Source organism: Bacillus cereus, from assembly GCF_002567495.1.
Taxonomy (GTDB): Bacteria; Bacillota; Bacilli; order Bacillales; family Bacillaceae_G; genus Bacillus_A; species Bacillus_A cereus_AQ.
The window spans coordinates 1-13,280 of the sequence record NZ_NVAP01000049.1 but is presented as its reverse complement, the minus strand read 5'-3'; the positions used below and the strand labels follow the sequence as shown (position 1 = coordinate 13,280).

Below are 13,280 nucleotides of genomic sequence, written 5' to 3'. Positions count from 1 at the left end.
ACACGTATAACACCCCCCGGTAACATTTCTAGAAACAATTTGATGGGGGACCGGGCAACGCGAGGGGGGATTTCTCTTTTTATTTTCGCGTCGCGCGCGTGAAAACAGAAAAAAGCGCAAAAAAATACACTATCCTTCTCTCTGGATAGCGTTCGTTTTGCGTTTATTTTGTTGTTTTTTTACCGTTTCTTTCCTGTTAATTAGATTATAAAACGTATTTTTCTGAAAAACAAGATAAAAATAAAATTTTTTTAAATCAAAAATGAAAGTGTGGTGATACCGTGGCAATCAAGAAGAAAAACTATGAATTGGCTTTTGAAGACTATAAAAATGGCATGACATACGCTGATATTGCTACAAAATATGGCGTTGCTGAAACTACTGTTCGTGATACGTGGCGTAAGCGGCATTGGAAAGAAGCGTTAGAAGAACATACTAACTTACGTGATACGATCCGTGATAATTTGCTAGGTCAAATGAGGTCAAACGGTGTCACTCACACTTACTTTCTTGATATGGTCGATGATTACATGTCTTTTTGGGATGTTAAGAATAGTTTGATCGCTGATATTAACGAACGTGGTGTATCTGTATTAGGTGCTAACGGATTTCTGAAGAAAAACGATAGTATTAACGAGTTGAATAAAACTAATAACCAAATGTTAAAGATTCTTAATGAACTTGGACTTAAAGCGGTAAGTGAGGATGATGACGATGACGCAGAAGTCTGATCTTCCTTATAAATATCACCCGTACATTGATGAGTATATGTATAGTGTGGAAAGCGGAGAGATAAGGTCATGCAAAGAGCAAAAACAATTAATGGCCTTAGTTCGAAAAACTTTAGATGATCCAAATGTTTATATTGATGCAAAAGCTATTGAGGACAGTGTTAAAGTTCCAGAACCGTATTTCCCTTTTAAACTCTACGCATGGCAAAGATTTGTTAATGCTTGCGTATATGGAGTTAGGTATAAAAATAACGATCGTTTAGTTTGGAATCAGATTTTAATTCTAATGGGTCGTGGCGGCGGTAAAAATGGTTATGGTGGTTGGCATAATTTTTATATGCTGTCCAAACAGTTCGGAATTGATGATTATCATATTGAATGGATTGCAACTTCCGAACAACAAGCAAAAACTACATTTAAAGATGTTAGGAAAGTAATTGACAGCCCTAAAAACAGTGTTTTGAAGAAGTCTTTCAATACTACTAAAGTGTTAATTGAACATAAAAGGAACGGATCTCATTTAAAATACAACACTTCTAATGCTAGAACGAAAGATGGTTTACGTCCTGGATCAGTTTGGTTCGATGAAATTCATGAATATGAAGATTATGCATCCATTAAAGTATTCCGCTCAGCTTTAGGTAAGGTAAAAGACGGTCGAACTTTCTATTTAACTACTGACGGTTATGTCCGTGGTGGCGTTTTGGATGATATGAAAGAAGAGGCTCGAATGGTTCTAAGTGGAGAAGTTGAAAACAGTAAGTTATTCCCCTTCATCTGCAAATTAGACTCCGAAGAAGAAGCCGAAGATATTGCAAACTGGGAAAAAGCCAATCCTTCTATTCGAGATAACACGGAACTATTCGAAACGATGAAAGAAGAATGGGCCGGTTGTCAGACTAAAATTCCAATGCATGTTGAATTCATGACAAAGCGTATGAATATTCCGAAGCAGTTGTTTCAACATAAGATTGCTACTTATGAGGATCTTCTTGCTACAAATCAAGAACTACCGGACGATTTACATTTATATGAATGTATTGGTGGTGTGGATTACGCAGAATTACGCGACTTCTGCAGCGTCGGTTTACTATTCAAACGACAAGGGAAGCGTTATTGGATTCACCATACCTTTATATGGCATCAGGCTTTGAAAATGCAGGATATTAATCAAGATATTATAGATATAGGTGTGGAAAAAGGACTCTTCACCATCGTCTGCGATAAAGAAATAAAGCCCGAACGTGTTATCAATTGGTTTTTAGAAAAAGCGAAAACTTATAGCATTAAAACTATAGCGATTGATAAGTTCCGTTCTGTTATTTTAAAACCATTGCTAGAACAAGCAGGATTCAATGAACGCGTACAAGTTGTAAGGCGTGGACAGTACATTCATGCAATGCTCGACCCGCTCATTCAACATTTATTTATCAATCATAATATAGTTTTCTCTGATGATCCTGTTATGCGTTGGTATTGTGGGAATATCTATGTGGATGAATTAGGGAATGGATCAAAAGAATATAAAAAAATCGACCCTGTCAAAAGAAAAACTGACGGGTTTTTTGCATTCACACACGCCCTCAATTTCGACGGTGATCTTGAAGACTATGCAGTCGATTTAAACGATATGCAAGTATGGTCATTCTGAGAAAGGGGGTGAAAAATTGGGGATTCGTAATCTTTTAAAATTTGTTTTAGGCAAAAGTGATAATGGAACAGTCCTGGATGTTGATTGTAGTGTGATGACGCTTAAAGCTGAAATTGCTTACAAAAAATTGTACGTTAGCGCTGCGATTGATTTAATTGCTCGTAGTTTGGTAGCTTGTGATTTTGAATCTTATCGAAGCGGTAAGTTAAAAAGAAGTTTGAATTACTATCAACTAAATGTAGCGCCTAATAAAAACGAAAATGCTCATGAGTTTTGGTGTAAGGTTATCCATCAGTTAATTTACGACAATGAAGCGCTAATTTTGCCTATAGGTGAAGAACTGTGGGTAGCCGAGTCGTTTCATCGTGAAACTACGAATGGTTTTAATGAGTATGTTTACAAAAGTGTTTCGATTAACAATCAGCTTTTAACGAAGGAATTTAAAGAACGAGACGTTCTATATTTGAAGCTTTCTGAAGAGTCGATAAACAGTGTTATTGACAGTCTTTATAACTCGTATGGATTATTACTTGCTAAAGCTATGTCAGATTACAAAGGTAATGGAAGAATACGTTATTTGTTCAGAGGACGTTTCATGAATGGATTAACTGATGAAAATGGAAAAGCTGCACAAGAACTTTTTGAAGAGAAAGCAAAAGATTATATGAATCTTGAAAAGTTAGCAGCAATCATGTTCTTACCAGATAACGTAACAATGGAAGATCAAAGTAAAGACCCACGTAATTTAGATACGAGGGACATTAAAAATCTCGCCAAAGATATGTTAGATTTCGTTGCTACTGCTTTCCACATTCCTCCTTCATTACTAAGCGGAATAAGTGAGGGCGGCATTTCAACTACCGGTAATCCTACTGGCGATTTAGATAACTTTATCATATTCGCAGTAAGACCAATAGGGGAAATGATTGTTAACGAATGTAACAAAAAGATGTTCTCTAGAGAGCAATATTTAGGTAAAACGTACATCAAATTTAACATGGATAACTTCAAATTGTTCGACCTTACTAAGTTTGCTAATTCCGTTGATAAGTTATTTGCAGTCGGCGGCATGAGTATAAACGATGTGCTAGAACGATTAGGAAAAGAACAAATAAAAGAAGCTTGGGCTGATGAACGTTATGTCACTAAGAACTATGAGAGAGCAAGGATAAGTGGAACTATGGAAGGGGGTGAAAATGATGGAAATGGAAAAGATTCAACCGAAGTTCCTAATGATGGACAAACAACCTGATAGCAAGAAAGCTGTAGCTTACATGTATGGAACAGTTGGTTCTGGTTGGTGGGGCGATATCACTAGTGAAAAAACTCGTGAAATGTTCGATAATATCGACGCTGAAGAAATTGAAATTCACATCAATTCTGGAGGAGGCGACGCATTTGAGGGTATAGCAATCTGCAATTACCTAAGAAACCACAAAGCGCATGTAACTGTTGTGGTTGATGGTTTAGCTGCATCTGCTGCCTCATTAATAGCAATGGGAGCTAATAAAGTGGTAATGCCCTCAAATACAACAATGATGGTTCATAGAGCCGCGACATACGCATATGGCAATGCTGATTCATTAGAAAAGCAAGCTAAAATGTTACGTGATGTTGACGACGCTTTGATTCAATCATACAGAAATCGTTTTAATGGCGAATTTCATGAATTAGAGGCGTTATTAGATAACGAAACTTACATGACTGCTGAAAAAGCCTTATCTTATGGGTTGTGCGACGAAATCGTTGATTCAATAGATAACAGTGTGGACAGCAAAGAAGACGTTGTTGAAGAACCAGAACAACCTGCAGCTATCGAAAATGAAGCTGACAGACGTGAAATCAATGCTGAAAAATCAGCAAACTTTATGGCTTCATTATTAAAATCTATCAAACTATAGGAGGTACTTTACAATGGGTAAAGACTTAGAAACAAAAATTGACAATCAGAAAAATTTAAGCGAGGTATTAGCGTCTGGTACGCCGGAACAAGTGGATAATGCTTTAGTACAATTCGCACAAGGTATTCAAAACGAAATTTTAGCTCAAGCATCTGTTCAATCTAGCGACCAAGCTGTTTTGGCTGCTCGTGGTGGACGCGCTTTAACTAGTCAGGAAACAAAATACTACAATGAAGTAATTGCAGGCAACTCTTTTGCTGGTACTGAAGCATTAGTTCCGCCAACTGTTATTGAACGAGTATTTGAAGACTTAGTTCAATCTCACGAATTACTATCTAAAATTAACTTTGTAAATGTTGGGGCTTTGACTGAATGGATCCTTAAAAAAGGCGACATTCAAACAGCATTCTGGGGAAAATTATGCGCTGAACATAAGGAATTACTTGACGAAGGTTTCGAAACGATCAATATCACGCAATACAAATTATCTGCTTTCATGCCTGTATGCAAAGCAATGCTTGATCTTGGCCCAACATGGTTAGACCGTTATGTTCGAACTGTACTAGTTGAATCTTTAAAAATCGCTTTAGAACTAGCTATCGTAAAAGGTACTGGTAAAGATCAACCTATCGGTATGACGAAAGATTTATTAACTGTTTCTAACGGCGTTCATGCTGATAAGCCTGTAACGGGTACTTTAAAAGACCTTTCTCCTTATACATTAGGAAACATTATGGCGTTACTTACTCGTGATGGAAAACGTAATCCTGAAGATGTAATGCTAATCGTGAATCCAGTTGATTACTGGGCTAGAGTTTACGGTTACACTACACGCCCTAATGCTGATGGAACTTACGCTTACAATGTTCTTCCGATTCCAGGTTCATTCGTTAAATCTCACGCTGTTGACAAAGGAAAAATGATTGTAGGTATGGCTAAGGATTACTTCTTAGGATTAGGCGGAGCACAACGTTTAGATGTGTACGATCAAACTCGTGCTATCGAAGACGAAGATTTATACATCGCTAAAATGTACGCTAACGGTCGTGCTGATCGTAATGATTCATTCTTAGTTTACGATATTACTGGTTTAGTTGATCCGAACGTACCTGTTACTCCACCAGCTGGAAAGTAAGGTGATCCTTAATGGGAGAAAATCAATCACAGGCGACGTTACAGTCGCCTTTTGATTTGTTAGAAGATGTAAAACATGCACTAGCAATCACCTGGGATGAAGAAGACAAGGACATCATAAAGCTTATAGATCGTTCCGTTTACTTTATTAATGATTTAGTAGGCGCTGAACTTGATCTATCCGTCAATTTATCAGCAAGGGAGCTAGTTATTAACCGTATTCGTTATGAATACAACAATGCGTTAGACAGTTTCGAAAGTAACTTCAGACAACCACTTTCACGATTGATATTACACGTCGCAATCGATGAGAGGAAGAAGAACAATGGTAATTGAACAACATAGAAAAACATTTAATGATGGATTTATTAGCGTTATGGAATATAGAACAATTCGAAATGCCACTCAAAAAATAATCGGGCGTGATAACGTCGAGATTATCAAACTTAGATTTTCGGAACTTTCGTGTCGTGAGATTGATATTCAGCTAGTAGAGAGTGTGGGTAAAAAGTTAGATATGAAGATTGAAACGTTATACGCGCCTATGTTAAAGAATAAGGATGTGGACAGCCTAACTATTGAATTACGTGGTCATTATTATAGCATCATTAAAGCGGATCGTTTTAAAAACAGTATGTATTTATATTTACAAAAGGTCGGTGGTCAAGATGACACAAGATGAGTTATTTGAGAAGTATAATACTAAGCTAGTACAACATTTAGAAACGTTTTTTGATGGGGCTAAAGTTTATCAGGATGTTGTACAAGAAGATGAATCTAAAATATCCACAATTGCTCATGTTGTATTCGAAACTGGAGGATTTGAAAATTTAGGTTCTATTAATTATAAACAAGAAGTTACAGTTTATTATTTTTCTGAAAATCGCGAAGACTTAGATGTTCTTCAATTAAAATTCATGAATTCTATTAAAAAAACCGGTCACGTTTGCAAAAAAACGCACAAAGATAAGATGCAAAAGGGCAATACTGAGTTCTTTGTTGATGTAATTACATTTGAACTAACAAGGAACATTACAAATGTCTGCTAAGTTTAGTATTGATACGGCACAAGTAGAAGCGTATCAAAAGAACATTGAGCGATTACCAAACGTTGCCGAGAAAATCATCAATCGAGATTTAGATAAAGTTGTTTCGCCTGTCATGCAAAAGTCTATTCTTGGTTTAATGCCGATTTCAAAAAGAAAAAAACTACATGCCAAACTTTATAAATCCATTAATGGAGATACAAAAGAAAACTTAACGTTGACTCTTAAACCTAAGGCTAAATACAAATATCTTGTATTTCCAGATTTAGGGGTAGGTACGAGTAAAAAGAAAATGCCACAAAAGTTCATGGAACGTGGTGTTGAACAAAAGGTAAATTACTCTATTGAGGAATTAAATAAATCTTTAATAGAAGAAATAAATAAAACTTTAGGAGGAAAATAAATGCCTACAACAACTATTGATGTTTTTGATGCAGTCGAGGTTAAAAACGCGAGTGTACTTTTTAAAGGTGAAGCAGTAACAGAACCGTTTGGATGTATCGGTAAATTAGATGCAGAAACAGAAATTAAATCAATCGAAAAGAAATGTGGCGGCGTTACACAAAAGAAAAAATCTAAGCCAACACAATTGACTGTTAAGATTAGTGGCCACATGCAATTGAAAGTACTACGCAACATTTTTGGCATTACAAACGACGGTTTAATCACTGATGTATTCGGGTATGGTGTGGATAGTTTAGGTAAAGATTTCGCATTCGTAGCTGAAGAACACGATGCATTTGAAGAAAATACACGTTTAATCGCATTCCCTAACTGCGCAGCGGCAACAGGTTTCGTAAAGAGTGTGGAAAACGGAGCGGAGGAACTAGCGGAATTCGAATTAGAAATTACTGCATTACCAGATAAATACGGGAAATTCTATTATGAAGGGATTAATTTAACAGGAACAGTTGCACAAACTTGGTTAACTAAATTTGATCCTGCAAGCTTACAAAAAACTGGTGCTTAATACATCAATATAAATTCTATCAAAGGCGCTCTTTATGAGTGCCTTTTAATTTTGATTATAAGGAGAGATATTACATGACAAAAGAAATTACATTATCAAATGGTGAAGTAGTGAAAGCAAATCCTAACTTAACAGCTTTAACATTATTCAAACTTGAAAAAGAAGGCATTATCGATAAAGGGTTTTTAAGTACTTTATTAAATGCTGGTGGAATGCAGAACATCGATTTATTAGATACGTTCCGTATTGTTTACGCGTCTTATCGCCAAGCAAATCCTAAAGAATATATGGAATTTGAATCGTTCATGGAAGTGTATGAAGTCGATATGTCAGAAGCGTTTGATTATTTCGGTGCGGTTATGAAAAAAGAAGCTAAAAACAAAATGGCGCAAGGTTTCCAGGATAAAGCGAAAAAAAAGGTTTAAAACTTCCTAAATTCGAGATTGAATTCGTTGTGGATTTATACAGTCTATACGTATTTATTTTCGAAATATCGGAGCATGACTTTTGGAATTTGCCTTTAAGGGATGTGCAAAGAATAGCAGAAAACAAAAGTGCTTACGAATGGTGGAAAGCCTATATCCAAGAAAAGGAGAGTGGAAAATAGATGGCTACTCCTTCAAAAGAAACCATAATTAAATTTAAGGCTGACACCGCTGATTATAAAGCTAAAATAAATGAAATGAATCAAGCAAACAAAGCCTTAACGCAAGAGTTGAAGTTAGCTCAAACTCAAATGAAGTTAACTGGAACTGATGTTGATAAATATAAGACTTCGCTATCCACACTTGAGAAGCAATATGATATTGCTAAAAACAAAACAAAAGAGACAGCGGAACAACTTCAAAGAACAAAACAAGTGTGGGGAGAAAACGCAACAGAAACCAAAAAGGCTGAAGAAGCGTTACGTCGTGCGCAAATTGCTGAAGCTGATATTTCAAATAAGATTAAAACTACTTCGGAGTCATTAAAACAAGCTCAACAAGCAGAATCATTACGCAATAGCGAAGTAGGCAAGTCGAAACAGAAATTAGAAGAATTAAAAAATGCTCATTCTGGTTTAAAAACCGAATCTGATAAATTGAAATCTGCATACGAATTACAAGCAGCTTCATTAAGCAAAAATGCTTCGGAAACTTCAAAAGCTAAACTGCAATATGATTATTTAAAACAAGCTCAACAAAATGCTGGTGAACAATCAAGAAATTTAGCGCAACAATTAGAAAATGCTAAACGGGCTTTCGGTGCTGAATCAGAAGAGGTTAAAAAGCTAGAAACAGAATTAAATAGAGCAAAACAAGCTGAAATAGAACTAGGAAGAGAAGTAGATGCATTACATCAAAAGGTAGGTACTAGTTTTAAAACAGCATCTTCACATGTTCAAGAATTTGGTAACAAAGTAAAAGAAGTTGGGAAAAATGTTTCTGATGTAGGGAAAGACATGTCGATGAAAGTTACAGCTCCTATAGCTGGTGCTATGGGTTACGCTGCAAAAGAAGCATCGAAATTCCAACATGAAATGGCTGATATTAGAAAAGAGGTAAACGCTACTGGGTTAACTTCTCAACAAGTTAATGACGTTATGAGCAGAATGTGGGATAGTTCCCTTGCTAACTCTCAACAGTTTGGTGTTAGTACCGAAAAGATCAATGAAGGTTTGCTTGTATTAGTTAAAGACGGTTACACAGCAGAAGAAGCGATGCGAATCATGACTGTTTCCCTCCACACTGCTAGGGGTGCGAATGAAGACTTAGCTAAAACTGTCGATGGTTTAGGATCAGCTTATGAAGCTACTGGACAGAAAACGAATAATGCTGAACAGAATATAGCAGGTATCAATAAGATGGCTGACATATTCGCTTATACAGCTAACCACACAAAGGCTAGTGTTCATTCTTTAACCGAATCAATGTCAATTATCGGGCCTACTGCAAATGCAGCTGGGCAAGATTTAGCCGTTACCGCTTCGGCTGTAGGTATGTTGCAATCTAATGGTATTGAAGCGTCAGTAGCGGCAAGGGCTTTAAAATCAGGTTTCGTTAACCTAGCTAAACCTACAAAGGCAATGTCTAAAGCTATGGCTAAAATGGGATTTGATGCATATGACGCAAACGGAAAAATGAAGCAATTACCACAAGTTATGGATGAACTTGAGCATAGTTTGCAAGGTATGACACAAGAACAACAAAATGCCACATTAGCAACTATATTTGGTAAGGAACATTTAGCATCGTGGCAAATACTTGTTCATAGTGGCGGGGAAAAACTAAAGAAAATGGCCGACGATGCTCGTGGTGCTACTGGTGAAGTTAAACACTTATCTGAGCAAATGGAAAACACGCCTGAAAATAAATTTAAAGAATTACAACAAACACTTCATACTTTAGCCGTTCAATTCGGTACTGAAATACTACCTGCGTTAATGCCTGTTGTTGAAAAATTAAAAGAGTTAATGGATTGGATTTCGAAACTCGATCCAGAAACTAAGAAAACAATTGTAGTCATTGCGGCGTTAGCTGCGGCAATCGGTCCTATATTAATAGTTATTGGCGCAACAATAACCGCCATAGGTACGATAATAACCGCTATCGGTTCAGTCATCGGTTTTATCGGAACTTTAATAGGTTGGATTACTGGTATAGGTGAAGCGATAGGAATAATTGTAACTGTAATAGCTGGATTTGTTGGCGCACCGGTAGCAGCAGTAGTTGCAGCTATAGCAGGAATCATCGCGATTGTAGTTGCGGTAATAGCTATATTTAATAACTGGGGTGGCATTACAGATTGGCTTTCTGAAAAGTGGGACGAATTCTCTACTTGGATGTCTGAATTATGGGATGGAATTGCTGAAGGGGCGTCAGAAGGTTGGGACTCTTTAAGCAAAACGGTATCTGAAGGTTGGGATTCCGTAGTTGAATACTTCAGTGGAGCATGGGAAGATTTCAAAACTGGATGGTCTGATTTCTGGACTGCATTCGGACAAATAGCAAGTGATATGTGGACAGGAATAAGTGACTGGTTCTCTGGTATATGGGACGAATTCACTCAAGTTTGTTCTGATGCTTGGGAAGGCGTTAAAGAAGGGTTTTCTTCTTTCTGGGAAGGATTAAAAGAAATCGCACAAACCGCATGGGATATTCTGTTTGGAATCATTACATTCCCATTACAATTACTTTTAACTGCATTTATTTTGATTTGGGAACAGATAAAAGAACCTGTGCTTGAATTTTGGGAGTGGATTAAAGGTTATATAAAAGAAGCATGGGAAGCAATTTCTTCAACATTCACCGAATATATGGATAAGGCGAAAGAAATTATAAACACTGGATGGACTGCAGTTAAGGATTTCACATCATCTATTTGGGAAGGTGTCAAAACTATTGTTAGTGATGCATGGAAATGGATTTCCGATCAGGTGAGTTCTTTCATGGCCCCTATTAAATCAAAGGTGCAAGAAGGTTGGGACTATATCTCGAGCAAAACGTCAGAAATTTGGGGAAAAGTATCTACTGCTGTATCTGACAAATGGAATGAAATGGCTAACAAAACAAGTGAGAAAGCTGCGGATGTAAAACAAAAAACAACGGATGGTTGGAATACTGTTAAAGAAGCTACTTCTCAAAAATGGAATGAAATTTCTGGAAATGTTTCTGAAGCTTGGACGAAAATTTCTAATGATACTAGAAGCAAAGCTGATGATGTTAGAAGTAAGGTTGACGGTGCTTGGAACACGATAAAATCAATATCTTCTGGTATTTGGAATAGCATCGTTTCTACTGTGTCCGGATATTGGGATTCTATGGTATCAAAAGTTCAATCTAAGTTCGATACCATAAGAAGCAAAATTTCTTCAGCTTGGGATTCGGTAAGTAGCACATTAACTTCAGTATACAGACCAATCCAAAGCGCGATCGACTATTTCGGTGATCTGTACAACGGTATCACTAGATGGTTAGATAAAATCGTTGGCAAAATTAGAAACGCGTGGAACTCTGCTGGCGATATGATTGGTAAATTGAATCCGTTTAGTTCATACAGCATAAGTGTGGATAGCGAAAGTGAAGCACCTGCATTAGCTTCTCGAAGTTTTGCGCCTATGTTTGCAGCTCCTATGGCTTTCAGTGCTCCTACAACATTTGCAAGTGGTGGAATTCTAGGAGATGCAATGTCAAAAGTCAACGGCATTCTAAGTGGCGGCGGAATGCTTTCAGGTCTACCTGATTTGGCTGGAAACGCACTTGCTGGTAAGGCTGGAATGAATGTTATTAATAATCAACCACAACAAATCACAAATGAAGTTACTTTCCACACTACCGTTAGAAATGAAAGTGATATGAATAAAATGTTCCAAAAAGCTGATGATTGGTTTACTCAAAAAGGGCAATCATTAAACGTTGGAAAAGGAGGTTCCAACCGTGTTTGATATCCGAATAAATAATGAATTAGGGCGAAACTACTATCTTTGTATGGTGGATCGCCCTAAAATTCCGACTGCTAAAAAGAAGATTGAATTTATTGAAGTTGACGGCAGAGAAAATGGAGCATTAACAAAAGAAAAAGGTTATGAAGATGTCGAGTTCACTATTGAATTTAATTTACTAGAAGATGAAAACATCAAACCTTTATTAAGAAAAATAAAAGCGTGGATAATGAGCGCTAAAATTCTTTCGTTTACTGATGATTATGTTTATCGAAAGATAAAATCTGTAGAAATCGGTGATATTGAAAACGAGATAGAGGAATACGGTAATTTTCAAGTTACATTCAAGTCCGATCCCTATGAATACGCTATTGAACAACCTTTTACGTTAACTACTCCTGCTACGATAATGAACCAGGGAACGTTGCATTCTTTACCTAAATTAACAATTTACGGAACGGGAAATATAACAATACAAATCAATGGGATCTCATTCCAAATTAAAGGTGTTAATCCTTCTGTAATAGTTGATTCTGATTTAATGGAATGCTACTACAATACTACTCCTATGAATGACAAAATGATTGGGAAATTCCCTATATTTAAAGAAGGAGAAAACACAATATCGTGGACAGGAAGCGTTGATATGATTGATATCGAAACGAGGTGGAGATACATTTGATTACACTTTATAAACCAAACGAAACAGACTTTACCCACAATGGAATAGGGATACTTGATAATAACATTTATGAAGCTGAAATCGAAGAGATATTGAACGGCGTTTACACGCTAAATTTTAAATACCCTTTATTCTCTCCACACGGATTAGAAATAGACGGGCAATGTTTAATCAAGGCTCCAACACCTGACGGGGATCAATTGTTTCGTGTAGCTAATCCTCATCCTTCTGACGGTGTATTACAAGTATTCTGCTACCATATTTTTTACGATTTAGTAGATAACTTTATAGAAGATACGAACATTGTTAACAAATCAGGTACAGGCGCTTTAGAACAAATAAAAAACAATTTACAATACGCAACTAGATTTGAATTCTTTAGCGACATTACAAAGGTTAATAATGCACGTTTAGTACGTAAAAACCCCGTAGAAGTATTATTAGACAGTGGACAAGACAATTCATTCTTGAATCGCTGGGGCGGTGAATTAAAACGAGATAACTTTAACGTCAGAATGTTAAACGCTCGCGGTCTTGATCGCGGTGTCGTAATTCAACACAAGAAAGATTTACTAGGATATGAAGCGAGTGTGGATTGGCAATCTGTTATTACAAAGATAATGCCACAAGGTTTTGACGGACTTTTTCTTCCCGAAAAATATGTAACTAGTACATTAATTAATAAATATGTTAACCCTAAAATAAGAAAAATTGAATTCCCTGATGTCAAAGCTAAACAAGGGAA

14 protein-coding genes are annotated in these 13,280 nt (G+C 36.6%); all 14 read left to right on the top strand.

From position 1 onward, the window contains the following. Positions 1-281 precede the first annotated feature (281 nt). Positions 282-731 (top strand): P27 family phage terminase small subunit, encoded by a 450-nt coding sequence (locus COK05_RS24345; RefSeq protein ID WP_098614581.1) that lies wholly within the window; start codon positions 282-284, stop codon positions 729-731. Continuing rightward, positions 706-2,382 (top strand): terminase large subunit domain-containing protein, encoded by a 1,677-nt coding sequence (locus tag COK05_RS24340; protein ID WP_098614580.1) that lies wholly within the window; start codon positions 706-708, stop codon positions 2,380-2,382. The genes COK05_RS24345 and COK05_RS24340 overlap by 26 nt, the downstream gene beginning before the upstream one ends. Before the next feature lie 16 nt (positions 2,383-2,398). Continuing rightward, positions 2,399-3,634: a phage portal protein gene (locus COK05_RS24335; protein ID WP_098614579.1), complete on the top strand. Its 1,236-nt coding sequence runs from the start codon at positions 2,399-2,401 to the stop codon at positions 3,632-3,634. Further along, positions 3,582-4,283, top strand: a complete 702-nt coding sequence (locus COK05_RS24330; protein ID WP_098614578.1) for a head maturation protease, ClpP-related — start codon at positions 3,582-3,584, stop codon at positions 4,281-4,283. Before COK05_RS24335 ends, COK05_RS24330 begins: the two co-directional genes overlap by 53 nt. Positions 4,284-4,296: 13 nt before the next feature. Further along, positions 4,297-5,418 (top strand): phage major capsid protein, encoded by a 1,122-nt coding sequence (locus COK05_RS24325; RefSeq protein WP_098614577.1) that lies wholly within the window; start codon positions 4,297-4,299, stop codon positions 5,416-5,418. An 11-nt stretch (positions 5,419-5,429) separates the two neighbouring features. Beyond that, entirely contained in the window at positions 5,430-5,753 is a 324-nt protein-coding gene (locus COK05_RS24320; RefSeq protein WP_098614576.1) for a hypothetical protein, read from the top strand. Beyond that, on the top strand, positions 5,743-6,099 hold the full coding sequence (locus COK05_RS24315) for a phage head-tail adapter protein (protein ID WP_098614575.1): 357 nt from the start codon (positions 5,743-5,745) through the stop codon (positions 6,097-6,099). Before COK05_RS24320 ends, COK05_RS24315 begins: the two co-directional genes overlap by 11 nt. Further along, the gene (locus COK05_RS24310; RefSeq protein ID WP_098614574.1) at positions 6,086-6,466 is read left to right on the top strand and encodes a hypothetical protein; all 381 of its coding nucleotides are present in this window, start codon (positions 6,086-6,088) and stop codon (positions 6,464-6,466) included. Before COK05_RS24315 ends, COK05_RS24310 begins: the two co-directional genes overlap by 14 nt. Then, positions 6,456-6,866, top strand: a complete 411-nt coding sequence (locus COK05_RS24305; protein ID WP_098614573.1) for a hypothetical protein — start codon at positions 6,456-6,458, stop codon at positions 6,864-6,866. Before COK05_RS24310 ends, COK05_RS24305 begins: the two co-directional genes overlap by 11 nt. Then, positions 6,867-7,433, top strand: coding sequence for a phage tail protein (locus tag COK05_RS24300; protein WP_098614572.1), 567 nt, complete (start codon positions 6,867-6,869; stop codon positions 7,431-7,433). It abuts the gene before it with no gap. A gap of 74 nt (positions 7,434-7,507) precedes the next feature. Then, positions 7,508-7,858 carry a hypothetical protein gene (locus COK05_RS24295; RefSeq protein WP_098614571.1) on the top strand — a complete coding sequence of 117 codons (351 nt, stop codon included), beginning with the start codon at positions 7,508-7,510 and terminating at the stop codon, positions 7,856-7,858. Between the two features lie 182 nt (positions 7,859-8,040). Then, positions 8,041-11,856: a phage tail tape measure protein gene (locus COK05_RS24290; RefSeq protein WP_098614570.1), complete on the top strand. Its 3,816-nt coding sequence runs from the start codon at positions 8,041-8,043 to the stop codon at positions 11,854-11,856. Then, on the top strand, positions 11,849-12,535 hold the full coding sequence (locus COK05_RS24285; protein ID WP_098614569.1) for a phage tail protein: 687 nt from the start codon (positions 11,849-11,851) through the stop codon (positions 12,533-12,535). The genes COK05_RS24290 and COK05_RS24285 overlap by 8 nt, the downstream gene beginning before the upstream one ends. Then, the coding region (locus COK05_RS24280) for a phage tail spike protein (protein WP_176539462.1) at positions 12,532-13,280 on the top strand (749 nt) is incomplete at its 3' end. The genes COK05_RS24285 and COK05_RS24280, both read left to right, overlap by 4 nt.

What these genes read in the sequence shown, in the direction of transcription:
- COK05_RS24340 (WP_098614580.1), top strand. Translation starts at nt 706, where the DNA reads ATGATGACGATGACGCAGAAGTCTGATCTTCCTTATAAATATCACCCG.
- COK05_RS24330 (WP_098614578.1), top strand. Translation starts at nt 3,582, where the DNA reads ATGGAAATGGAAAAGATTCAACCGAAGTTCCTAATGATGGACAAACAA.
- COK05_RS24325 (WP_098614577.1), top strand. Translation starts at nt 4,297, where the DNA reads ATGGGTAAAGACTTAGAAACAAAAATTGACAATCAGAAAAATTTAAGC.
- COK05_RS24320 (WP_098614576.1), top strand. Translation starts at nt 5,430, where the DNA reads ATGGGAGAAAATCAATCACAGGCGACGTTACAGTCGCCTTTTGATTTG.
- COK05_RS24315 (WP_098614575.1), top strand. Translation starts at nt 5,743, where the DNA reads ATGGTAATTGAACAACATAGAAAAACATTTAATGATGGATTTATTAGC.
- COK05_RS24310 (WP_098614574.1), top strand. Translation starts at nt 6,086, where the DNA reads ATGACACAAGATGAGTTATTTGAGAAGTATAATACTAAGCTAGTACAA.
- COK05_RS24305 (WP_098614573.1), top strand. Translation starts at nt 6,456, where the DNA reads ATGTCTGCTAAGTTTAGTATTGATACGGCACAAGTAGAAGCGTATCAA.
- COK05_RS24300 (WP_098614572.1), top strand. Translation starts at nt 6,867, where the DNA reads ATGCCTACAACAACTATTGATGTTTTTGATGCAGTCGAGGTTAAAAAC.
- COK05_RS24295 (WP_098614571.1), top strand. Translation starts at nt 7,508, where the DNA reads ATGACAAAAGAAATTACATTATCAAATGGTGAAGTAGTGAAAGCAAAT.
- COK05_RS24290 (WP_098614570.1), top strand. Translation starts at nt 8,041, where the DNA reads ATGGCTACTCCTTCAAAAGAAACCATAATTAAATTTAAGGCTGACACC.